General features: G+C 43.9%; 19 protein-coding genes. 6 read left to right on the forward strand and 13 right to left on the reverse strand.

What is annotated here, in order from left to right; all coding sequences use genetic code 11:
• The first annotated feature begins 2 nt into the window (after positions 1-2).
• Positions 3-1952 (forward strand): thioredoxin family protein, encoded by a 1950-nt coding sequence (locus tag J0L83_13505; protein MBN8665593.1) that lies wholly within the window; start codon positions 3-5, stop codon positions 1950-1952.
• On the opposite strand, the gene J0L83_13510 is transcribed toward J0L83_13505, so the two are convergent.
• The gene (locus J0L83_13510; GenBank protein MBN8665594.1) at positions 1953-2894 is read right to left on the reverse strand and encodes a YitT family protein; all 942 of its coding nucleotides are present in this window, start codon (positions 2892-2894) and stop codon (positions 1953-1955) included.
• Positions 2895-3002: 108 nt separating this feature from the next.
• Positions 3003-3587, reverse strand: coding sequence for a sigma-70 family RNA polymerase sigma factor (locus tag J0L83_13515; protein ID MBN8665595.1), 585 nt, complete (start codon positions 3585-3587; stop codon positions 3003-3005).
• 208 nt (positions 3588-3795) lie between these two features.
• On the opposite strand from J0L83_13515, the gene uvrA reads away from it, so the two are divergent.
• From uvrA to J0L83_13530, 3 genes are all read left to right on the forward strand, one after another.
• Positions 3796-6639, forward strand: coding sequence for an excinuclease ABC subunit UvrA (gene uvrA, locus J0L83_13520; protein MBN8665596.1), 2844 nt, complete (start codon positions 3796-3798; stop codon positions 6637-6639).
• Positions 6640-6790: 151 nt separating this feature from the next.
• Positions 6791-9271: a hypothetical protein gene (locus tag J0L83_13525; protein ID MBN8665597.1), complete on the forward strand. Its 2481-nt coding sequence runs from the start codon at positions 6791-6793 to the stop codon at positions 9269-9271.
• A 10-nt stretch (positions 9272-9281) separates the two neighbouring features.
• Complete coding sequence (locus tag J0L83_13530; protein MBN8665598.1) at positions 9282-9488, forward strand: hypothetical protein; 207 nt, start codon at positions 9282-9284, stop codon at positions 9486-9488.
• On the opposite strand, the gene J0L83_13535 is transcribed toward J0L83_13530, so the two are convergent.
• Together J0L83_13535 and J0L83_13540 are read right to left on the reverse strand one after the other, a co-directional pair.
• On the reverse strand, positions 9485-9907 hold the full coding sequence (locus J0L83_13535) for a DUF4293 family protein (protein MBN8665599.1): 423 nt from the start codon (positions 9905-9907) through the stop codon (positions 9485-9487). The genes J0L83_13530 and J0L83_13535 overlap by 4 nt on opposite strands.
• Before the next feature lie 9 nt (positions 9908-9916).
• The gene (locus tag J0L83_13540; protein MBN8665600.1) at positions 9917-11197 is read right to left on the reverse strand and encodes a serine hydroxymethyltransferase; all 1281 of its coding nucleotides are present in this window, start codon (positions 11195-11197) and stop codon (positions 9917-9919) included.
• Between the two features lie 178 nt (positions 11198-11375).
• Here J0L83_13540 and J0L83_13545 point away from each other — a divergent pair, with 178 nt between their 5' ends.
• Together J0L83_13545 and J0L83_13550 are read left to right on the forward strand one after the other, a co-directional pair.
• Positions 11376-12368 (forward strand): NTP transferase domain-containing protein, encoded by a 993-nt coding sequence (locus J0L83_13545; GenBank protein MBN8665601.1) that lies wholly within the window; start codon positions 11376-11378, stop codon positions 12366-12368.
• A gap of 68 nt (positions 12369-12436) precedes the next feature.
• The gene (locus J0L83_13550; protein ID MBN8665602.1) at positions 12437-13390 is read left to right on the forward strand and encodes a nitronate monooxygenase; all 954 of its coding nucleotides are present in this window, start codon (positions 12437-12439) and stop codon (positions 13388-13390) included.
• On the opposite strand, the gene J0L83_13555 is transcribed toward J0L83_13550, so the two are convergent.
• From J0L83_13555 to J0L83_13595, 9 genes are all read right to left on the reverse strand, one after another.
• Complete coding sequence (locus J0L83_13555; GenBank protein ID MBN8665603.1) at positions 13379-14134, reverse strand: SDR family NAD(P)-dependent oxidoreductase; 756 nt, start codon at positions 14132-14134, stop codon at positions 13379-13381. The two genes, J0L83_13550 and J0L83_13555, sit on opposite strands and share 12 nt — an antisense overlap.
• Before the next feature lie 48 nt (positions 14135-14182).
• Positions 14183-16771 (reverse strand): gliding motility-associated C-terminal domain-containing protein, encoded by a 2589-nt coding sequence (locus J0L83_13560; protein MBN8665604.1) that lies wholly within the window; start codon positions 16769-16771, stop codon positions 14183-14185.
• 29 nt (positions 16772-16800) lie between these two features.
• Positions 16801-17604 (reverse strand): alpha/beta hydrolase, encoded by an 804-nt coding sequence (locus J0L83_13565; GenBank protein ID MBN8665605.1) that lies wholly within the window; start codon positions 17602-17604, stop codon positions 16801-16803.
• Positions 17588-18739 (reverse strand): DUF4105 domain-containing protein, encoded by a 1152-nt coding sequence (locus tag J0L83_13570; protein ID MBN8665606.1) that lies wholly within the window; start codon positions 18737-18739, stop codon positions 17588-17590. Before J0L83_13570 ends, J0L83_13565 begins: the two co-directional genes overlap by 17 nt.
• A 71-nt stretch (positions 18740-18810) precedes the next feature.
• Positions 18811-20310: an IMP dehydrogenase gene (guaB, locus tag J0L83_13575; protein MBN8665607.1), complete on the reverse strand. Its 1500-nt coding sequence runs from the start codon at positions 20308-20310 to the stop codon at positions 18811-18813.
• Positions 20311-20355: 45 nt separating this feature from the next.
• Positions 20356-21453, reverse strand: coding sequence for a DNA-processing protein DprA (dprA, locus tag J0L83_13580; protein ID MBN8665608.1), 1098 nt, complete (start codon positions 21451-21453; stop codon positions 20356-20358).
• 59 nt (positions 21454-21512) lie between these two features.
• Positions 21513-23429 (reverse strand): PD40 domain-containing protein, encoded by a 1917-nt coding sequence (locus J0L83_13585; GenBank protein MBN8665609.1) that lies wholly within the window; start codon positions 23427-23429, stop codon positions 21513-21515.
• A 59-nt stretch (positions 23430-23488) separates the two neighbouring features.
• On the reverse strand, positions 23489-24079 hold the full coding sequence (locus J0L83_13590; protein ID MBN8665610.1) for a 7-carboxy-7-deazaguanine synthase QueE: 591 nt from the start codon (positions 24077-24079) through the stop codon (positions 23489-23491).
• Positions 24080-24110: 31 nt separating this feature from the next.
• A complete protein-coding gene (locus tag J0L83_13595; GenBank protein MBN8665611.1) occupies positions 24111-24992 on the reverse strand; it encodes a bifunctional 5,10-methylenetetrahydrofolate dehydrogenase/5,10-methenyltetrahydrofolate cyclohydrolase in 882 nt (293 codons plus the stop codon).
• Between the last annotated feature and the right edge of the window lie 96 nt (positions 24993-25088).

A 25088-nucleotide genomic window follows, 5' to 3' on the forward strand; every position in this document is an offset into this window, starting at 1 on the left:
GTATGAAGAAAATATTACTTGTACTCTTGGCGTTTTGCTCCATGGTACAGTGGGCCACTGCACAGGAAAAGCCTGTGCAGTTTGCTTTTGGACACAAGCGTGTGAATGATAGTATTGTGCAGTTGGAAGCCAAACTCTCGATTGCAAAAGGCGTTCAGGTGTTCTCTGTAAAAAAACGTGGTGAAGATGATCCTTTCATCAGCAAATTTATCCTGGATAGTGCTGTAGAAACGCGAACAGCAATCAGCGATACAGCAACAGAGCAGGGTAGCTTAATCATCGATGCGGAACAAAACAGATTGTTTGCGGATAGTGTTGTGTTTTCAGTGCCTATCAGGCTTGCTGCTACAGATAGTTTGCTCATCAAAGGTTCATTTGCATGGCTGGCAAAGAAAGGCGATGAATATCCCAGCGGTGAAGAAGCTTTTCGTGTAATGGTGCCTGTGGCAAACGCTGCACAATCAGAAGTAGTGAATGATATCACGAAGGACTCGCTCTGGAATATCTTCTGGTTTACTTTATTGGCAGGTTTTCTGGCGATCATCACACCATGCGTATTTCCGCTTGTTCCGGTAACAGTCAGTTTTTTCCTCAAGCGCAGCAAAACCAGAGTTGAAGGTGTACGCAATGCTTTGTGGTACTCTGCATCTATTATTGCGATCTACACTATCCCAACCATTGTCTTGGTGCTCTTATTCGGCGATGATATATTATACCAGATTTCTACCAGCGCCATCAGCAACCTTATTTTCTTTGCCATCTTCATTGTCTTTGCGATTTCATTCTTCGGCGCATTTGAACTGGAGCTGCCAAATAGCTGGGCCAACAAAGCAGATGCGCAGGCAAGCAAAGGTGGTTTATCCGGTATTTTCTTCATGGCTTTAACCTTGGTGATTGTTTCTTTTTCTTGTACAGGTCCGATAGTAGGTACTTTATTGGGTGAGACAAGCAGACAGGGCATTACACTCGCACCAATTATTGGTATGTTGGGTTTTGGTGTGGGATTGGCTTTGCCATTCTCTTTGTTTGCATTTTTCCCTTCAATGTTGCAATCATTACCCAAGAGTGGTGGATGGTTGAACTCAGTAAAAGTGTGTTTTGGCTTTATTGAGTTGGCATTGGCGTTGAAATTCTTATCCAATGTGGATTTGATTTATCACTGGCGTTTACTCGATAGAGATGTATTTCTCGTATTGTGGATTGTCATCTTTGCCTTGATGGGCCTTTATCTTTTGGGCAAGCTGAAATTTTCACATGATAGTGATCTGCCTTATGTATCTGTACCGAGATTATTCTTCGCGATAGCCTCATTCTCATTTGCAGTGTATCTCGTGCCTGGTCTCTGGGGTGCGCCTTTGCGTCACCTGAGTGGTTTGATTCCACCAGAAGGTACACAGGATTTCAACCTCAACGAACTCAAATACAAGATTGGCAACGGTACACATGTTACAAGTAGCAATAACAGTGCTGCTCAACCGCCCAAACGTTTAACTGATAAGTTGCATATGCCTTATGGTTTAACCGCTTACTTCACATTGGAAGAAGGCATGGCAGCAGCAAAAGCTTTGAATAAACCGGTGATGCTTGACTTTACCGGACATAGTTGTGCCAATTGTCGTAAGATGGAGCAGGAAGTATGGAAAGATCCAGAAGTGTTGCGCAGAATGAAGGAAGATTTTGTACTCATCAGTTTATACGTAGATGAATCGCAGGAACTGCCACTCAATGAGCAGTATAAGAATAAGGATGGGGAAATGATGCTGACTGAAGGCGCGAAGAATCTGGATTATGAGATCACTAAGTTTGGCTTCAATTCTCAGCCCTTGTACATGTTCTTAGATTTGAAAGGCGAACCACTTAGCAATATCAAATATGGCTATGATCCTGATGTGCAGAAATTCATTCAACACTTGGATATGGTAAAAGCTGAGTTTGCGAAACGCAATCCCTGATTATTTTTTCAGCGGTCGCTTTTTAATCATACCACCCTTGGTGTCTTTGATACTGTTCATCACCACAAAAGCATTGGGGTCTATCTTTTCAATCTCAGCATTTAGCTTGGCCACTTCCAGTCGGGTAACCACTGTAAAGACGATGCGCATTTCATGTGTGCTATGCCCTTTTTTGCCATAACCACGCTCGCCTTTGTAGATGGTAACACCTCTGCGCAGCACATTGATGATCATGTCCTGTATCTGTTCTGCCTTAGGGGATATGATGGTTACGCCTGTATATTCTTCCAGACCCTCGATAATGAAGTCAACAGTTTTTGATGCAGCTAGATAGGTTAAGATAGAGTATAAAGCTACTTCGAGCGATAGGAGCCATGCCGCAAAAGAGAAGATGATGATATTGATGATGAGTATGATATCACCAATGGTTGCACCTGTTTTTCTACTGATGGAAATGGCCAGCACTTCTGTGCCATCTAATACACCACCACCTCTTACTGCAAGACCGATACCTGCTCCGAGAAAAAAACCGCCGAATACAGCTACCAATAATTTGTCTTGTGTGATTTGTGGATAGGGAATAATGGCTACAGCAGCTGCAAGTGCAATAATGGCCAATGCCGTTTTAATGGCGAACTCAAGGCCAATTATGCGCAGCCCCATGATGATGAAAGGGGTGTTTACAATAATCAGTAAAGCTGAGAGCTGAAAACTGGTGGTCTCAGCAAGTAAAAGCGAAATACCTACTGCGCCACCATCTATAAATCCGTTCGGTAATAAAAAACCTTTGAGTCCAAATCCAGCTGATGCTACTGCAATCAGTAAGAGCACGATATCTTTCAGGTTGCGCCTTATATTTAGTCTGGCCAACCTTGCTTTTTTTGCATATTGATACCTTGATGGCGCAAAATGCTCCTTCGATTTTCCCGCAACTGACTGCATCACCACTCTATTCCAAAACGATAGCATGCTGTTAAGATATTACTTTATGAATGTAAAAGCAAACAGCCCGCAAAAAGCGGGCCGTTCTCCTTTGTAGTTAGTATTGGTTTAGAGCGCTATTTGCTTTTCCACCATCATCTTACGCAGATTGATGAGACCATAACGCATTCGGCCTAATGCAGTATTGATACTGCAATTGGTTACTTGTGCAATTTCCTTAAAGCTCATATTCGCATAATGGCGCAATACAATAATCTCTCTTTGTTCCTCAGGTAAGAGATCCAGCATTTTTCTTACTCTGTCGTGGCTTTGTCCCTGCATCATTTTGCTATCCATACCGGGCTCAGCCAGATTGATCATTTCAAAAATGTCTTTGTTCTCGCTGGTCTTGATGGTAGGTGTACGCTTTACTTTTCTGAAATAATCAACACAGAGATTGTGTGCAATACGCAAAGCCCAGGGCAAAAATTTACCTTCTTCAGTATAGCGTTTGTTGCGTAATGTGTCGATGATTTTGATGAAGACATCCTGAAAGAGATCTTCAGCGAGATAAGTGTCCTTCACAAAGAACAAGATAGAAGAGTAAATCTTGTCTTTGTACCGGTTGATCAGCGTTTCCAGGGACTGCATATCGCCGGCTTCCTGGAAAGCACGTATCAATTGCAGATCAGATGCCTGGTCCAATGTTTTCATAGCTTCAATTTTGGGTTAGGTACGGTCATTCACGGATGCTGGACGGCTTGATTATCAAAGTTGCATACGGGTTAATGCATCTTTCGGTACGAAAATTAGCCAATGGTTTATCGCGCCGCTTACTTGTGGAAAAGATTCAAACCAGGGGGGGCAGTTATTCACATGGCTTTTGAACCATGAAATCGTTTAGATGTTATCTTGCTGAGCCATGGCAAAGACCGCAGTACAACCGAAACAACCTACACTGGAAGCGCAGGATCAAATCCTCATCAAAGGTGCACGCACACACAACCTCAAAAATGTGAGCGTCAGTTTTCCGCGTAACAAACTCATCGTTGTAACTGGTGTTTCGGGCAGCGGTAAATCATCTCTTACGATTGATACCTTATTTGCAGAAGGTCAGCGTCGATATGCAGAAAGCCTCAGCGCTTATGCGCGTCAGTTCATGGCCAGAATGGTAAAGCCCGATGTGGATTATATCAAGGGACTTTGTCCGGCCATTGCCATCGAACAAAAAGTGATCACTCGCACTCCAAGAAGTACGGTGGGTAGCATGACAGAGATTTATGATTACCTGCGTTTGCTTTATGCACGTGCGGGTAAGACGATTTCTCCTGTGAGCGGACAAGAAGTGAAGAAAGACGATGTGGCTGATGTGGTGAAAATTGTACAAAGCCTGCCACATGGCAGTAAAGTGGTTCTGTTGGTTGCATTTAAACAACATGCCAAGCGTGATAGTCGCGAAGAGCTGAACATCCTCATGCAGAAAGGTTTTTCGCGTATGTACTTGAAGACTTTGGATGTAGCACAATTGATGCGAATTGAGGAATTGTTGGAGCTGGATGATAAAGCACTCAAGCAATCATTGGATAAGAAAGGAAATACTGCCTACGTACTGATCGATAGAATGGTGGTGAAGGATTTTGAAGAAGAAGATATCCATCGTCTTAGTGATTCTGCCGGTACGGCTTTTTACGAAGGCGAAGGTGAAATGCTGGTGGAAGTGGATGGTGCACGTATGCAATCCTTCAGCAATCGTTTTGAATTGGATGGTATTCAGTTTGAAGAGCCTGTACCCAATTTATTTTCTTTCAATAATCCATTTGGTGCTTGTCCAACCTGTGAAGGGTTTAGTCAGGTCCTGGGTATTGATGAAGAACTCGTCATTCCTGATAGAAGATTGAGTGTATACGATGGTGCGGTAGCACCGTGGAAAGGAGAGAAACTGGGTTGGTGGCGCGAGCAGTTTGTTAAAGGTGCTGTGAAGTTTGGTTTTCCTGTGCACAAGCCCATTGCGGATTTAACAGAAGAGCAGTACCAAATTTTATGGAAGGGCAATGCCCATGCCTATGGCATTGATGATTTCTTCAAAGACGTAGAGCAGAACCTGTACAAAGTACAATTCCGAGTTTTGCTAAGTCGTTATCGTGGACGCACCACCTGTCATGATTGTAACGGCTATCGCTTGCGCAAAGAAGCATTGTATGTAAAAGTGGGCGATAAGCATATTGGTGAACTCTGCGAAATGCAGACCAAGGATTTATTGCAATGGTTCAAGCAGCTCGAGTTATCTCCCTATCAGCAGCAAGTGGCTAAGCGTATTTTACTGGAAGTACATCAGCGTTTGCAGACACTGGTAGATGTGGGCTTGGGTTATCTTACTTTAAACCGATTGGCGAATAGTTTGAGTGGCGGTGAGAGTCAGCGCATACAGCTCACCAGAAGTTTGGGTAGCAACCTCACCAATTCTTTATACATTTTGGATGAGCCATCGATTGGCTTACATGCAAGAGACACCGCGCGTTTGATTGGTGTCTTAAAGTCGCTGCGCGATTTGGGTAATACCGTAGTGGTGGTAGAGCATGATGAGATTATGATGCGTGAAGCAGATCATATCATTGACATGGGTCCGCTGGCATCGCACTTGGGTGGCGAAGTAGTGGCTGCAGGTAATTACGATGCCATTATTGTGAATGGTAAAAGTTTAACGGGACAATACCTTTCCGGCAAACTCAGTATTGCCATACCTGATAAACCACGCAAATGGCATAATACCATTACGGTGGAAGGTGCAAGACATAATAACCTCAAGAATATTGATGTATCCTTTCCATTGAATACACTTTGTGTGGTGAGTGGTGTGAGTGGTAGTGGTAAGACCACTTTGGTGAAACAGATTCTCTATCCTGCTTTGCAGAAGATCAAGGGTGAATTTGCAGATAAAGTTGGTTTTCATCGTGCCATCACAGGCGATATAGATTTGATTTCACAAATCGAGCTAATTGATCAGAATCCAATTGGTAAATCATCGCGCAGCAACCCTATTACCTATATCAAAGCCTATGATGAGATTCGTGATCTCTATGCCAAACAGGCTTTGTCGAAGATGCGTGGTTTTCAGCCCAAGCATTTTTCCTTCAACGTAGATGGCGGCCGATGCGATACTTGTAAAGGTGAAGGTGAGCAAATTGTAGAAATGCAATTCCTCGCAGATGTGCACTTGACTTGTGAAGCATGTGGCGGTAAGAGATTCAAAGAAGAAGTGCTGGAAGTAACGTTTAAAGGCAAGAGTATTCATGATGTATTGGACATGAGTGTGGATGATGCGATTGCTTTTTTCGGCGCAGCCGACAGCGGTAAAGAAGGTGCTACAATCGCCAGAGCTATTCAGCCTTTACAGGATGTGGGCTTGGGTTATGTAAAGCTGGGACAATCATCCGATACTTTATCCGGCGGTGAAGCGCAGCGTGTGAAGCTGGCTAGCTTTTTAGGCAGAGGAAAGGCGCAGGGACATATTCTCTTCATCTTTGATGAGCCTACAACCGGTTTGCATTTTCATGATATTCAGAAGTTGCTGAAATCTTTCCGTGCATTGATTGAACAGGGCCATTCATTGATTGTGATTGAACACAATACAGATGTGATTCGCGCTGCTGATTGGGTCATTGATATGGGCCCCGAAGCGGGTGATGGCGGCGGACAATTGGTCTTTGCCGGCACACCTGATGCGCTGAAAAAGCAGAAAGGTTCTTACACGGCTAAATATCTCTGATACAACTTTTCTGTTTTGGCCTCAACTTCTTGTGATAACAAGTACTTGTTTTGAAAAAATGAGGGGATTAGTTTTATGTCACTAATCCCTTTTTTGTTTCCCCAATAGTATAACCAAAGTTTAACCTCCTGAACGCTTAAAAACAAGTGTTATGAGGTTTGTGGTTGTTCTATTGTGCAGCGTTTTCCTGCTGCTTCGTCTGGCCGCTCAGACTGATGGTGATTACCGTTCTGTTCGCTCCGGTAATTGGAGTGATCCTGCTGTTTGGCAAAAAAGAGCCAATGGTGTTTGGGCTGCTGCATCAGTTGCACCGGGTGCATCGGACAATGTCTTTATTCAACAAGCACATCGTGTAACGGTAGATCAGGCTGGTTTCGCTTGTAAAGATTTGCATCTGCATACTGGTGCTACGCTGGCTATTGGTCAGCAGAAATTAGACCTGCATGGTAAGCTGCGTGCGTATACCGGAACAGCTGTTACCAGCAATGTAGATATGGTCACGAGTAGTAGTGCGAGTCCGGGCGCGAGAACCATTACTGCCGGAATTGATGGACGATTACGCGTAGTGGGTATGTCGCGCACTTTTTTGGCTGCTGGTGAATGGGGCAATGCCGGTTTAACAGATTCAGGAAGGATTGAGTTTGCCATTAACCCAACAGATACGATCATTTGCTTCACTGCAATCAAAGCCCGTGCATTTTATTTCACTTCCGGTGCAGTGAATATGCGCAACAATCGTTTGTCGGCAGATGGTGGTGTAGCCGCCAGCGGCGATGTTTTTATTACGGGTGGCACACTTCGTTCTGATCAATCTGCTACCAACCAAGTGATCACGCGTACATCTAGTAACAGATGTGATACTGTGTATATCGGTCCCAATGGAAAGTTGATACTCTTTGGTGCCAGTCCGAGAATGGAATGCAGTTTCTTCATCAATGAGGGACAAGTGATTTATGCACGCAATGGCTCACAGAATTTATTGAGTCATTCTGCTGACCAGTTAGCGATGGACCCCCAGCAATACCATCGCTTAATCGTTACTGCGCCTGGAACTAAGACCATGCGCCACAGTATTAGTGTGCATGGTTTTGTACAATTGGCAGACGGAGTTACACTCGCAACAGATACTTGTGCTTTGAGATTGAAAGCCAATGCAATCACTTCAGCCTATATCGCACCACTTGGAACTGCTAACATTACGTATGGTAGTACAGGAAAGATCAACGTTGAAAAATATTTCAGCGGTGGCGGCAGAGCTGATCAGTTCCCTAGCAAGCGTGCTTTTCGTTTCATGGGGCATCCTTTCAGACATAGTATTGGTTTGAATGAATTGAATGGTGCTGGAGAAATTGCTATTACCGGACAAGCAGGCACAGGTAATGGTTTTGATGCAAGCGGTACCAATAATCCTTCTGCTTTTCGCTATGATCCTGCAGCGGCCATCAATACTACACATGAGGGGTTACAAGCCGGCTGGCAAGCGTTTACGCATACAAACGGACAAGCCAGTAATGCCTGGCGTGTTGGTCAGGGTATTAAAGTGTTTTATCGTGGAGCCAAAGAACAGGGCATGGATGGTGGTTTAGGTTATACGGTACAGCCCACCATTGTTGCCATGGAGGGCAAAGTAAATACGGGTAATGTTACCATCAATCTTACGCAGGGTCTGCATACCGGGTTTAATCTGGTGGCCAATCCTTATCCTGCATCTGTGCAGTTGAAGCATGTGCAGCGCACTGGTGTTGGCGATTATATTTATCTGTGGCAAATTGATCGTGGTACCAGAGGTGGGTATACGGTGCATGATTTCTCAGAAGATATGGTCTTGCCGATAGGTGGTGCTTTCTTTGTGGAAGCGCTACAGTCGAATGCGCAGCTACAGTTTAGGGAATCAGATAAGACCACGCAGCCATCGGGTTTTGATTTGTTTCAAAACAATACAGCACAGGCAGTAAAGAAAATATTACTCACACTTCGCTCGGATAAGATAGTTTGGGATCGCTGGGCCTTGCATTTGGAAGACAGCGCGAAAGAGAATTTCACGCGGGCTGATGCACCCAAGTTATTCAACCCGGATGCGAATCTTTTCAGTATAACAGCTGATGGCAAACAGGTGAGTGTTGATAAACGTCCGCCCACAAGTGCTCAGGTGCCCTTGGTGTTGCAACGGGTGCAGCCTGGACTGTATCAAATCGATATACAGACTCACGAATTAGAAAAGGACACCAATTGGTTGTTCATCGATCATTTTACTAAAACCAAATTTCGATTGCATAGAGATACGGTGTATCGTTTTCAAGTATCAGCGGATACGAATACTTACGGAACTAAGCGTTTTGAAATATTGAATAAGCGCTATTATCTGCCGCCGCGTAAGGAGCCTTATTTTATTGTTTATCCAGGTATTAGTCAGGATGGATTGCTGCAAATACGTTTGCAGGCAGATACTGCTGCAGCAGAAGCAAGTATAGATATTGTTAACCTGCAGGGTGTGCGTGTTGCTGTGTACCATTTTGGTAAAACACGCAGGTTGGAGCAGACTTTGCGCTTGCAACAATTGCCCAAAGATCAATACGTGATTCGTTTGCATTTTGGTTCTATGACGCTAGTACGCAGATGGATATACCGATAAACAGTTGTATATGCAAAGAAGAAAATGGATCATCCTCTTGATACTAACCTGTCTCTATTTTTCCGGCAAAGCACAGCCTGGTTTCAACAACAATGTAGAAGATGCACCTATTGATGGTGGGCTGAGTGTATTGTTGGCAGCAGGGGTTGGGTATGGGGCAAAAAAACTGCGCGATCAACAGATCGCGCAGCGGAAAGATGTTTGTGAGGATGATTAACGCAACCTATCTGCGCTCTTCACCAACTGATCATCTTGATAAATACCTCTTGCTGCAAGGAGCAGAAAGACCGGTACAAAAAAGGCGGTGAGTGCGGTAAGATCCAGATTGGCTTCTACAAAATTGGTCTTTTGCTGGAAGTACAATAAAATAGCTACTACAGATACTACTGTTGTTATGAGGGTAATCAATAACTGACGCTTACGATCTTTATACATGAAAATAGCAACCAATGCCGCAACAGCTATAGCAATAGTCAAAATAAGGATAAACACATTTTGCATAGCAGTGAATTCGATCCATGTTTTCTGATTAGTAGCTGCGTCTAATTTGTTACCACTAAAAAAAGAGAGACGCAAAGTGGCTGCTTCCAGCACAGCCGCAAGCAATAACCAAACAGTTTGTAAACGTTGTAGCATAGTACTAATTTAACCAAGTTCAGGATATAAAGGGAACTGCTCCATAAAGCTGTTCACTTCTTTTTTCAATGCAGCCAGTTTAGCACTGTCATCAGCATTCATCAGCACACTATCAATGGTATTCACTACAAACTCCATATGTGCTTCCTGCATACCACGAGTCGTAATTGCAGCAACACCAAAACGAATACCTGATGTTACAAATGCACTCTTGTCATCATAAGGAACCATGTTCTTGTTAGCGGTAATATCTGCATGGCCCAATACTTGTTCTGCTTTTTTACCACTGATATTCTTATTGCGTAGGTCAATCAGCATCAGGTGGTTATCGGTTCCGCCGCTGGTGATATGGTAGCCTCTGTCCACAAATGCTTTGGCCATGGCCTGTGCATTCTTTTGTACTTGTTGTTGGTATACCAGAAACTCATCAGTCAGAATCTCACCGAAGGCAATGGCTTTGGCGGCAATCACATGTTCCAAAGGACCACCCTGTGTGCCGGGGAACACAGCCATATCAATCAGGTTACTCATCATGCGGAGATTACCCTTGGGGTCTGTAAGACCGAAAGGATTTTCGAAATCCTTTTTCATCAGGATAATACCACCACGTGGGCCGCGCAATGTTTTATGTGTTGTAGAAGTAACGAAATGGCAATGATCAAATGGGGAGTTCAGTAAACCTTTGGCGATCAAACCCGCAGGGTGTGCCATATCTGCCATCACAAAAGCACCTACTTCATCGGCTACTTTGCGGATACGTGCATAATCCCAATCACGGCTATAAGCACTCGCACCGCATATGATTAGTTTTGGTTTTACTTCACGGGCTTTTGCTTCCAACATTTCATAATCCACCAAACCAGTTTCTTTGGTAACTGCATAGAAATGTGGCTTGTATAATTTACCGCTGAAGTTTACTGCAGAACCATGCGTGAGGTGACCGCCCATGCTCAGGTCGAGACCGAGAATAGGATCACCGGGCTGCAAGATGGCCAGCATCAATGCTGCGTTGGCTTGCGCACCACTGTGTGGTTGTACGTTGGCATATTCTACGCCAAAGATTTGCTTCAGTCGGTCAATGGCAATTTGCTCAGTCTGATCCACAATTTCACAACCACCATAGTATCTTCTGCCAGGGTAGCCTTCCGCATACTTATTCGTCATCACATGCCCCATGGCCTGCATCACTTGCAGACTAGTAAAGTTTTCCGATGCAATCAGTTCAATGCCTCTTCTTTGTCTGGCCAGTTCCTGATTGATTAAATCAAATACAACCTGATCTCTTTGCATTGCCATAATTTTCGCCAAAACTACTGCATGCCTAAGAGAAGTCCATAAAATTGTAGACCTTGATTATCAAGCAACTATCCACAATCATTGCCCATTTTGGGGGATTTCCCTAATTTCACGCCCGCTTGAGGGCAAGCGAATAAGTGCGAATGAACCGAGCGTAAAATCCCCCTGGTTAATGAAAGCAATCATACCCGTGGCTGGTGCAGGTGCCAAACTGAGGCCACATACATATACCCAACCCAAGGCTTTGATCCCCATCGCGGGCAAAACCATTCTCAGCTTTATTGTTGATCAATTGCATGAAGCAGGTATCAATGAGTTTATTTTCATCGTAGGCTATCTCGGTGAAAAAATTCATGAATACGTAGAGCAAACCTATCCTGATCTTACCACACATTTTGTGTATCAGAATGAAAGACAGGGTACAGGACACGCGATTGAACTCACTAAGAACATCGTAGGTGATGATGAAGTATTCGTGGTCTTGGGTGATACCATCTGCGAATTTGATGTGAAGGAAGTGCTGGATAGTCCTTACAGCATGTTGGGTGTAAAGAAAGTAGATGATCCACGCAATTTTGGTGTAGCCAGTATTGGTGAAGACGGATTTATTGAGCAAGTAGTAGAAAAGCCTGCCATTCCAAAGAGCAATATGGCGCTGGTGGGTTTGTATAAAATCAAGGAATCAGATTTTCTGTTTGAATGTCTGCATCACTTGTTTGTGCAAGACATCAAGAGCCATGGTGAGTATAACTTAACCGATGCGTTGGATTGCATGATTCGTCGCGGTGCCAAGTTCAAATCTTTCAAAGTGAAGAACTGGTTCGATTGCGGTAAGAAAGAATCACTGCTGGAAAGCAATGCTACATTGCTGAAGAAAACTGGAGGCAATGTAGAAGACGGTCATGGTTTTCAAGATACGATCATCATTCCGCCGGTAAGTATTGCGCCGGGTTGTACGATTAAGAATAGTATCATTGGTCCGCACGTTGCGATTGGCGCAAATACTACTATTGAATATTCCATTGTTCGTGATAGTATCATTGGTTCATATACCAATTTGTTTGAAGTGGTGTTGGATAATTCATTGATTGGTAGTGATGCTGCAGTAAAAGGTTTGAGTAGAAGTCTGAATATCGGCGACAATACAGAAATCGACTTTGGTTAATCCATAAAAATATTTTTAGTGAAGGACCCAACGGGTCCTTTTTTGTTATCAGCTGTTTACCTTTAAGTATGCAGATGAATCAACGTATCACCCAATTATTGGGAATTGAGTATCCCATTATTCAAGCAGGCATGGTTTGGGTAAGTGGTTGGAAGTTGGCCAGTGCCGTGTGTAATGCGGGCGGTTTGGGTATTATTGGTGCAGGTAGTATGTATCCTGATGTGCTGCGCGAGCATATTCAGCAATGCAAAGCGGCTACCAATAAACCATTCGGCGTGAACCTACCCTTGTTGTATCCGGATATTGAGCAACAAATAGCGATCATTATCGAAGAAAAAGTGCCGGTGGTCTTTACGAGTGCAGGTAATCCAGGAACATGGACGAATAAACTGAAAGCACACGGTATCAAAGTGGTTCATGTGGTGAGTAGTAGCAAGTTTGCACAGAAAGCGGAACAAGCCGGATGTGATGCGGTGGTAGCTGAGGGTTTTGAAGCTGGTGGGCATAATGGGCGAGAAGAAACCACCACCATGGTGTTGATTCCTTTGGTGAAAGCAGCGGTAAAGATTCCTGTGATTGCTGCAGGCGGTATTGCAACTGGCCGACAAATGTTGGCAGCCATGGTCTTGGGAGCAGATGGGGTGCAGATTGGTAGCCGATTTGTGTGTACTAACGAAGCATCTGCGCATCCTGATTTTAAGCAAGCCATTATCCAAGCAAAAGAAGGTGATACTTTGTTGCAGATGAAGAAAACTGTACCAGTTCGTTTATTGAAGAATGTATTTGCAGATCAGGTGCGCGAAGCTGAGTTGCGCGGTGCGGATGCTGCAGAGTTGAATCAATTACTTGGCCGAGGCAGAGCCAAGAAGGGCATGTTTGAAGGCGATATGGAACAAGGTGAGCTGGAGATTGGACAAGTAAGTGCGATGATGCAATCCATTCAACCTGCAGCAGCAGTTGTACAAGAGATCTGGAATGATTTTCAATCGGCACTCAATGACCCATTACACTCACTTGTGTAAGTAAAAAGAGTTGGCTTGAGCTAAGCAGGTGATGGTTAAATCATTGATACAAACATGCTCCGGTAAATTGGCGCAATAAAAAGCCGTGTCTGCAATGTCTTTTGCTACTAAGGGTTGATAACCTTCATACACAGTTGCAGCTTTGTTTTCATCTCCTTTAAAGCGCACAATTGAAAATTCTGTTTCTGCTGCACCGGGATGAATCGCCGTTACTTTGATGCGGTGTGGCAACAAATCAATACGCATGGCTTTGCTGATGGCATCTACTGCATGTTTGCTTGCGCAATAGGCATTACCATCTTTATACACTTCTTTGCCAGCGGTTGAACCAATATTGATGATATGGCCTGTCTTACGTGCAATCATCAATGGTAATACAGCTTTGCTTACATACATCAATCCTTTTACATTGGTATCCATCATCGTATCCCAATCATCCAAATTGGCCTGATCGAAAGAATCACGACCTAATGCAAGACCTGCATTGTTCACCAATACATCAATGCTTTGCCAGTTTTGTGGTAAGGATTCAATGGCCGCAAAAACTGCTTTGCGATTTTGTACATCAAAACAAAGGGTATGCACAGCTATGCCAAATTTTTGCTGTAGTTCTGTTGCAAGCGAGTCAAGTCGGTCTGCTCTTCTGCCGGTGATGATACAATTCCATTGAGCAGCAGCAAAAGTTTCTGCAATCGCTTTTCCAAAACCTGAAGTGGCACCGGTAATCAGAATCGTCTTTGGCATATGATCGACTTTAGGTCGCAAAGGAATGAAAATAATAGCTAGACTCCGTTATCTGATTAAAATGAAACTACCTTTTTTCTGAACACGTTTGCCAGTATAGTCTATTGCTTCTGCCTGATATACGTAAGTGCCTGCTGGCTGAGCTATGCCGTCATAGATACCATCCCAGCCCTTATTCAATTCGCGGGTAGTGAAAACAAGTTGTCCCCATCTATTAAAAATGCTGAACTGAACAATGGAGCTGATGCCAACGGGGATGGGTTTGAAAACATCGTTCCTGCCGTCTTTATTGGGCGTAAACGCAGAAGGAATCCAGAGTTCAGGGTCTGTTTGAAACACACGAACCTTAATGAAATCTTCTCCATAACAGCCGCCCGGACCGGTTACCCTTACCCGGTACAAAACAGAATCTGTTCCCAAACTGATTGTCGCAACTGGGTTAGCAATGTTTGGATCATTTAAGCCAATATTGGGTGTCCAATTAAATTGAAAATCTGGTGTGCTGCTGACTGCAAATAAGCGTAGTGGTTGATTGGCTACAACAGCGGTATCACTGCCAGCATTCACAGTAATCGGCGGCACTACCGTGACTCTTACAGAATCTTGAAAAGGTTTAGGGCATCCAATAGTATCTCTTACAGTTAAATAATAAGTGGTCGTTCGGGAAGGCCCAGCAATAGGGTTGAGTGTATTGCTGCCTAATAAAGATGCTGCTGGCGACCAGCTGAAACTGGAGCCTACAATTCTTCCGTTCAATTGTATCCTTTCACCAAAACAGATTGCAGTGTCTTCAGTAACATTTGCCTGTGGGTATGGTGTTACAAAAACTGTAATAGAATCTCTTGCCTGACAATAGCCTAGATTGGCTGTTACCAAATATTTTGTTGTAACCAATGGAGTAGCTATCGGATTTTTTGTTCGTGAATTATTAAGGCCGGTTGCTGGAGACCATTGATAACTTGTGGCGAAGCTGGTTGGTCTTATAGTGATATTATCACTTAAACAAATGCCGGTATCTCTAGGTAATTCAACCGAAATAAAATCAAGCACATTTACAGTGAGTGAGTCTATGTTCTGGCAGCCATTATCATTAACTGTTACATAATACTTGGTTGTGTCTTTGGGAAAGACAATTGGGTTGGCTGTATTTCCCCTGAGCATATTTGTTTTCGGAAACCAGTCAACAATACCTGTAGGGATATTGGTTAGGATTGGTACCGAGTCAATGCTACAAATAAGTGTATCTCTGAAGGGAAGTGGTATCAGTGGTTTGTCTCTTACTGCGAGCGTAATGACGGTATCTGCTTCGCAGCCCTTGCTGTTTCGGATATAGAGTCTGATATCTCTGTTGCCAGCGTTGGGATAAGTATATCTGGGATTATACTGAGAAGAAGTATCTGTTGTGATGGATGTTTCGCCAAAATCCCATGCCACACTGTCAATCACCCCATAGCGTGTAAAAGAAGTATTGTTAAACTGAAATGGGTTAAGGTAACAAGTGCCAGTGATATTAAAGGAAGGTACAAAACCTGGATACACTTTTACTGTAGCTGTAGTAGAATCTGCGCAGCCGCCTACGGTTCTTACACGCAACTTCAGTCGGTAAGTACCTGTATCAGGATAAGTGAAAGTGGGTGTAGGTTGAGATGTAGTGTCAATCAAAGGTCTGCCTGTTCCAAATGTCCATAGATAACTATTGATATCAGACGAAGTTGATTGGTTGAAAAAGCTCAAGGTGAATCCGTCACAGGAAATATACTGTGGATCTAATCTCGCAGCTGATATTTGGCAATTCGCAACGGTGACATGGATCTCCTTTCGGGTAATACCAACCAAAAATCCATTTCTAAACTCGCTTACGCAAACCGCAACAACATAATCGCCAACAGTATTTGGCGTAGTACCTGAAATGAGGCCTGTTCTTGGATCAATACGTACTTGGGCACCTAATGGCTGTGCACCTGAGAATCCGGGATTATAAAAAACGCTGTTGTAAGGCGGTGGACTTGGTGGATTTGGCTGAACACCTGTTCCTGTATTGTCTCCACCAATAATGCCATCGCAGAATGCATAACTTAATGAGTCGCCATCAGGATCTGAAGCACTAAAATCAAAATTGATGGGAGAGTTATAGCAAACAACAGCGGTATCTTTTTGTGCAAATACTGGGCTACTGTTATTCGCAAAACTAAATGTGGTTATGGTACCTGGGATTGTATTGGTGTAAGTTACCCCAACGGTGTTAGACTGACTGACGTTGACAATGCCTGCAATTCTACAACAGCGCTGTACGGCCAGGGTGTAAACACCTGTTGTTACTGGCAGTTCCACAATTTGTTCGTAGCGATCAATTCTGTAACAAACTCTGGGTGCAGGATTAATGCATGGGTCAAAACTACTTTTGTTTAAAATATCCGTACCAGTTAACCTGACCGTATGTTGTTGCACTAATGAAGCTCCTGAATAAATTCCAAGATATACTTGCTGATCAACCTGAGCGGGAGTGGAATTACAATCGAGGTATTGTCTGACAATAATTTGATACCTGTTGGTATTGTTTGCACCTGCACCCAAATAGATGTATTGCACCCAGCCACCCTTAAGGTGATTGGCCATAGCAGGAATTGCTAATAGCATGCAGCAGTATAACCAGCAAATTTTCTTCATTACTTGTTGAAGACGTCAGCAGCAAATTCAGCTACGTAAGCATTTACCCTTTCAGTTGCTTCCAGCATGCCCATATGCCCAACACCTTCCAGAATATGAATATAAGCGGTTGAGGGTAAATGCACTTGCTGAAGGAGATCATTTAACGGGGCTGCAACATCTTCTGTTCCTAAGACGAATAAAACCGGTTTTTTGTTGCCTGACAGTACATGGGTTCTGTCTGGCCGATCCTTCATGGCCTTATAATAAGCGCAGCAGGCTTCTGCCGTGAATGCTTTGGCTGATTCAATCAGCTCGTCCAGCACATCAGGCTCTTGTTTTTTAAAGCTTTCAGCAAACAAGTTAGGAATGGTATTACGTAGAAATGCATAAGCACCGTATTGCTGCATCAGTTCAATTCCCCTTTGGCGATTCATCTTTTTTTCTTCAGAATCTGCAAAGGCGGTGGAATGAATTAGTCCCCAACCCAATAATCGCTCCGGGAAAGCTTCAGCAAAAGCAAGGGTGATATACCCGCCCATACTATGTCCCAGCATGATGCATTTGTTCACTGATAGATGACTTAGTAAAGCTTCAATGGCAGTAGCATAGGCTTCAATTGTATCTGGTGTTGAGAGCATGCTTGAATTGCCACTGCCAGGTAAATCTGGTACAATCAGTCTATAGTCTTGTTGTAGCTGTGTTACTTGCTTATTCCAAATCTGGCTATCCTCACCAAAGCCATGTAGTAGCACAATGGTATTACCCTTACCTGTATCGAGGTAATGTATCTTACTTCCGTCAAATTCAAATACTTCTTGCATGCGCATGCCATTTTTGTTGCAGTACAGATCTGTACAGCAGTAATAAAACAAAATAAAACAGCGCAGGGTTGAACTCCTGTGGTAAAAACCACCAGCTTGCTAAAACGATGATGTAGACTAAAGAAGATACTTTGAAATAAGTTTGCATCCATTTACGCTTTTTCCATAATGCAAAAGCAGCAATGGCATGTGTTGGCAGGGCCCAGATCAGGTTATAGTTATTGCTACAGGCTTTGTGATCTGTACCTATCCACATGAACAATAATAAGATACCGGCCATGCCAGTAATGTAGAACAATGCAGAATCCAATATTTTGAAAAAAAGCGACCACTGTTCTTGCTTCCATTGTGATAGCAAGACTATACCAATCAATAAAACACTCATGACTAATGTGGGCAGATACGTACTATTGCCTGCTTCAATAACCGGTGTTTGCAGAAAATAGGTTTTGGGCTTAGCCAAAAGCGGTTTGCTGCTATCCAATCCCTTCATCAAGTAATCAGGCAAAAACATGGATGACGCTATGCTCACAGGCTCATCAATCTTGCTACCCAACAGCAAATCAATACCCAGCTTACTCCAGGGCTGATTGCCTTTGTCGAGGTACTCATGCAGTATGTTTCGATATGTAGTGCCTTTAGGAACAAGTGGCTGAGGAACAGTAAAGCCGGTTGTTTTGCTGAGTAACTCACTTACTCTGGTGGTACAATTGTCGAAGAGAAAATCGTATTGATAGTATCGATTATCGCCTTGCATATTGTTCAGCAGGGCATTGAATAAAGCTTGTTTTTGTGCGGGAGACAGATTGAGTTCTTGCTCCCAAACACTTCTGTTATCCATTTGATAACTATACGCAAAAGAAGCGGGATCTTCAGCAGACAAGAAGTACAACAATTTTCCTCTGATAAACTTGGTATAGAAATCAGGATCGCTAAAATCAAAAGTGCCGTAGTTGAAAATGATATCGCGCTGGGTGCTACTATCAATCACGCGTATAGCGGTATGTCCGAATGTAGCATAGAGTTCGCCGCCAGGTGCGCAGGTGAGAATGCTGATGCGTAAACGGGAACTATCCTGTGCAAAGGAGAAAAATGTACCTGTCAGGAAACAGAGTAATAAAAGGATTCTACGCAAGATCAAAAGGTTTTGCGGCAAGTTCGGTATAAGCCTGCAAATAAAAAACGCTCCTTGCGGAGCGTTGAAGATTATTTTCTGCTGTAATTGGGTGCTTCCTTCGTGATGTCCACATCGTGCGCATGGCTTTCGCGCATACCTGCATTGGTGATTTGAACAAAAGTGGCTTTCTGCAACTCACTGATATTCTTGGCGCCGCAATAGCCCATACCGGCTCTAAGTCCGCCAACATACTGATAGACTACTTCTCTCAGATAACCTTTGTATGCAACACGACCTTCAATACCTTCCGGTACAAATTTCTTCACGTCGTCTTCTACATCCTGGAAATAACGATCGCCACTTCCTTGGCTCATCGCACCCAAGCTGCCCATACCGCGATACTCTTTGAACTTTCTGCCTTCGTAAATAATGGTTTCTCCCGGACTTTCTTCCACACCTGCAAACACACTACCCATCATCACCACATTGGCACCTGCTGCCAAAGCTTTCACCATATCACCAGTATAACGAATACCGCCATCAGCAATCAAAGGCACTTGCTTACTCTTTAAAGCAGCAGCCACTTCCATAATAGCAGTCAGCTGAGGCACACCAGCACCAGCTACAATACGTGTGGTACAAATAGAACCCGGACCAATACCCACTTTCACACAATCAGCACCTGCATCGGCCAAAGCTTTCGCACCTGCTGCGGTACCCACATTACCTGCAATGATTTGTAAGTTTTTGAAACTTTTACGTAGTGTTTTTAAGGCGTTGATCACACCGGCACTATGGCCATGGGCGCTATCTAGTGTTACAACATCTACGCCTACTGCTTGTAAAGCTGCAGCTCTGTCGAGCAAATCCTTGGTAATACCCAATGCAGCACCTACCAGCAATCGGCCCATGCCATCTTTCACAGCATTGGGGAAGTTGCGTAATTGTAAAATATCTCTGTAGGTAATCAAACCGGTGAGTTTGCCCTGCTTGTTTACCACAGGCAGTTTCTCAATCTTATGCTTTCTGAAAATGATTTCTGCTTTTTTCAGATCAGTGCCTTCTGGAGCAGTTACCAAGTTATCCTTGGTCATCACTTCCTTCACTTTTCTGTTTTTGTCGTGTGTTTCAAAACGAAGGTCACGGTTGGTTAAAATGCCCACCAGTTTCTGTTGAGCATCCACAATGGGAATACCGCCGATCTTATTCTCTTTCATCATGCGCAATGCATCGCCTACAGTAGCTTCTGCATGGAGGGTAACAGGGTCAACAATTAATCCGCTCTCGCTTCGCTTCACCTTACGAACCTGTTCTGCCTGTTTTTCAATAGACATGTTCTTGTGCAGGATACCCAGACCGCCTTCGCGTGCCAGAGCAATGGCCAGATTGGCTTCTGTAACGGTGTCCATGGCTGCAGAGAGCATGGGAATGTTAATGGTAAGCTGACGGGTGAGTTTGGTGCTGGTGTCTACATCGCGGGGTAACACCTGACTGAACGCGGGCATAAGTAACACATCATCAAATGTGAGGCCTAAACCGAACAGTCTTGCATCTTGGGATTTCTGAGCGGAGGATTTTCTTGTTGCCATGTGCAAAGATAATGGCAGCATCCCTTACGGGGCAAATCCAATTTTTCAGGCCAGTTTAAACATTTTGCCCGGCAGGCTAAGCACAATGTTCTGCATCTCCAGATTCAGCATGGCTGTTGCTACAGCGCTGCTGCTCAAGCCGCTTTGCTGATAGAGAAGGTCAATATGCAGGCTGTCTGCTTTTTGCAGTAGGTTTACGATCTGCTGCTCTGTTTCGCTGAGTTCTGGGAAGAGTAGCCTTTGCGATTGGCGTTTGACGGGTTTGTTCAGCCAGCCAATATCCTTGAGAAATTGTTTAGGGCTGGTATAAATCTGTGCTTTTTGCTGACGGATGAGTTGGTTACAGCCCATGCTCTTACTGTCGGATATTTTACCCGGCACTGCAAACAAATCTCGGTTATAGGTCCAGGCCAGTTCTGCAGTTATCATGCTGCCGCCTTTTTCAGCAGTTTCAATAACGATGGTGGCATCGGCCATGCCTGCAACTATACGATTCCTGCGCGGAAAATTATGTCGGTCTGCTTTGGTACCCTGTGGGAATTCTGTTAGTAAGCCTCCATGCGCTAGCATATCCTTAGCGAGTGATTTGTGTTGCGATGGATAGACGGTATCAATGCCATGTGCCAATACACCCACTGTTGCCAACTGGTATTGCAATGCTGCTTTATGTGCGATGGTATCAATGCCAAAAGCCAATCCGCTAACGACTAAAATATCCATGCCCTGTAAAGCTTCAAGTAGTTCTTCTGTGATGGCTTTGCCATAGGGTGTATTGTTGCGTGTACCGATGATGCTGATGATTTTTTGCTGGTTGAGATCAGCATTGCCTTTGTAGAACAAAGCAGCAGGGGCATCATAACAATGCCTCAGGCGGTTTGGATAATCGGGATGATGATAGTGAAGTATTGTAATATTTTGTTCAGCACAGAGTTGCAGTTCTGCTTCTGCAAAAGCCACATCTTTCCAGTTGACAATGCTTTGCGCAACAGTGCTGCCGATGCCTTCAATGGATTCCAATGTTTTCTTCTTGGCTTTGAAAATAGCAGCAGCATCGCCGAAATGATCCAGCAATAGTTTGGCTCTGATGGAGCCGATTTCAGGTACCATGCTTAAAGCAATGGCATAGAGACTTGCTTCATCCATGATGACAAACTAGCACATCATGTTGTCTTTTATGGAATATCAAAAAACCAAAAGCTATATCAAAGCCCGGTAATGGTGAAAGCTGTCCTTCTGTTCTTAGCCCTGCCAGTTTCTGTAGCATTGTCTGCAATAGGTTGAGTAGCACCAAAGCCTTTCCAACTCAGTCGCCCAGCACCAATGCCCTTACTGATGAGGTAATCAGCAACTGATTTGGCACGATTATCGGATAGCTTCAGGTTATCATCGGGCTTGCCCACATTATCTGTATGACCACTGATTTGAATTTTCAGTGTAGGGTTCTCTTGCAGTACTAGTAACAATCTGTCTAACTCAACCAGGCTGATCGGCAGTAGTTGATAAGAACCCGTTGCAAACTGTATATTGTTGAAAACGAAAGTGCTGTTGAGTGTAACTGGCTGTAGCGCAATATCTTTTTGATAAGTGCTGTCTGCTGCTTTGCCACTTAAAGAATATTGTTCTGTATAGTATAGATAACCTTTTCTGTTTACAGAGAAAGTATAGTCTTTACCAAGTGGTAAAGTTATGAAGTAAGCTCCGCTACCATCAGTTTGAATCTTCATCAAAGATTTATTGACACTGTTGTCTATCAGTTCAACAGTTGCAGGTACCGGCTGTTTGGTTTTTGCATCAAACACATTGCCCTTTACATAAAGTGTTTTATATGGTCTGATGTCTTCGCGTAATTCGAAAGTATAAAGATCTAATCCGCCGCGACTATCACTTCTGTTACTGGAATAGTAGGCGGTTATACCATCTGCTGCAACAGCAAGGCTACCATCATTTTCGATGGTGTTGATGGGATAGCCGAGATTTTCAGGCTTGCTCCATGAACCATCCAATTGTTTTCTACTGATGAATAAGTCGGCACCACCATAGCCCGGATGACCAGATGAAGTAAAGTATAAGGTTTGGTTATCTGCATGAATAAATGGCGCCATTTCATCGCCTGCTGAGTTGAGCACAGGGCCCATGTTTTCTGCAGGTCCCCATTTGCCATTTGCTTGCATTTGGGAAACGTACAAATCTGCACCGCCAATGCCTCCCGGCCGATTACTGGTAAAATAGAGTGTGCGTTTGTCGGGACTTAAAGACGGTGTGGTTTCCCAGAATTCAGTATTGATTTTATCGCCTAGATTCATCGGTTCACTCCAACCTTCGTTGGTCCAATAAGTAATGTAGAGATCAAAACTGCCCAAGCCCCGACCAGAAAAATCCGCTGCAAAAATCATCCACTCGCCATCAGGTGAAAGGGTGATAGCGCCTTTTTTGGGTTCTTCATTCAAAGAACCTGGAATAGTTCTCCATTTGGTGTATTGATTGTTGCCGGTGATCTTGCTTTCAATGAAATCTTCCCGCATGCCATCAACCAGTCTGGTAAAAACGATCAGGCTGTCTTCAATGGTAACGCAGGGTAAATATTCAGAGCGAGCCGTATTCACGCTGTCGCCTAAATTCACCGGATTAAAGAAATATTGTTGATTCGGCTTTGCTTTTGCATAATTGATGGCAAACTCATAAGTGGCTTTGCGGTATGCCAGGCTTTTTTTACTGCGTTCACTAAGATTGGGTGTTGATGCAAATACTTCTAGTGCCTGTAATGCATCAGTATATCTGCCTAAACCTGCGAGATTAATCGAATAGGGCAGGTAGTAGAAGCTGGTGTTCTTATTATCCTGACGAAAGCATTGTTCATATTGTGTTGCTGCACGCTGATAATCTTTAATCTCTCCATAAGCGCCAGCCAAACTTAAATTGGCTTCCAGGAAATTGCTATCCAGTTTCAGACTTTGTTGTAAAAGCGGTATTGCTTGTCTAGGTTCACCATCGCGCAAAAGAATCGCTGCTTTTTCAAATAGTTCTACAGCTTTAGCTGCAAAGAGTTTGCTCTTCCGGTTATTTTGTGCACTGGCAGTGATGAGGAGCGAAGCGAATAAAAAGGATAGTAAATATTTCATGTTCCGCAATGATGCTGTAATATCTGTAAACTCTGCGGAAAATGGCTGTTAAAAATACATCAGGGTACGTTGATATATTTATGTGTTTGCAGACTTAAAGCCCACTGTGGGTTGGCTTTGATGTAAGCAACAACCAGTGGTGTAACATCAGCTGCTTTATCCCACTCTGGTTGCAGGTATAATTTACAATCTGGATTTACTTGCGCAGCATATTGTTCAGCCCAATCGAAATCGTGTTTATTAAAGACGACTACTTTTAATTCATGTGCGCGTGGAAGGATTTCAGGTAAAGGAGCTTTGAATTTTTTTGGGGAAAGACATATCCAATCCCATTGTCCACTTAATGGATGAGAGCCCGATGTTTCAATATTGGTTTGAAAGCCTGCGGCTTTCAGGGATTTTGTCAGTGAATCCAAAGGATGCATCAGCGGTTCGCCGCCAGTGATCACCGCAATGGATGGTTGCTGATTGGTTTCAGCTAATGCTTTTTGCACGATGGCATCAATGCTGAACTTGGGGTGCTTGTCTGCATCCCAGCTGTCTTTCACATCACACCAAACGCAGCCTACATCGCATCCGCCGAGACGGATGAAGTAAGCAGCTTTGCCCTGATGGTATCCTTCGCCCTGCAGGGTATAAAAAGATTCCATCACTGGCAGCATGGTCTGGTTATGGATCAGACTATCCTGCATTGCGTTGGTAATAAGCTTGTAAAGTATTTTTTAGTAAGCCGGCAATGGTCATGAGGCCAACACCGCCGGGTACGGGTGTTAATGCGCCGGCTACAGCAGCAACCTCATCAAAAGCAACATCCCCTTTGATGCGGAAACCCTTTTTGGCAGTGGCATCTTCTACGCGGGTGATACCCACATCAATCACAATAGCTCCAGTTTTTACCATGTCGGCTTTTACAAACTCTGGTCGGCCCAAAGCGGCAACCAGAATATCGCCCTGCAGGCAAATTTCCTTGAGGTTGGGTGTATGAGAATGACAAACAGTAACAGTGGCGTTGCCATATTGGCTATTGCTGCTCAGCAAAATACTCATGGGTCGGCCCACAATATTGCTTCGGCCAATGACTACGGCATGTTTGCCTTTGGTAGTGATATTGAAATGCTCCAGCATCAGCATGATACCATAAGGGGTAGCTGGGATGAAGGTTTGTAAGCCCTGAACAAGTTTACCTGCACTTGCTGGGTGAAACCCGTCTACGTCCTTGGAAGGATCAATGGCCTGGATTACTAATTGCTCGTTAATATGCTTAGGGAGCGGCAGTTGAACAAGAATACCGTCGATTTCTGGCGCTTGGTTCAGTTCACTGATCTTGGCGAGTAAATCTACTTCTGTGGTGGTTTCAGGCAAACGAACCAGGGTGGAAGCAAAGCCGATTTCCTCACAATGCTTCACTTTGCTGGCCACATAAGTCTCGCTGGCACCGTTATTTCCTACTAGAATAGCGGCCAGGTGAGGGGTTCTTTTACCCGCGGCTTTCAGGCCGGCTACTTCTGTTGTAAGCTGCTGTCTTACAGCTGCTGAAGCAATTTTTCCATCCAATAGTATCATGCGGCAAAGGTAGCGGGCAGAGTGAGAGTAGCCAATTATTTAGAGAAAGCTATTTCACTAAAAGAAACTTTGAGGCATAAAAAATTCTTGATTTTT

The sequence above is a fragment of the Chitinophagales bacterium genome (assembly GCA_017303835.1).
GTDB lineage: Bacteria > Bacteroidota > Bacteroidia > Chitinophagales > Chitinophagaceae > JAFLBI01.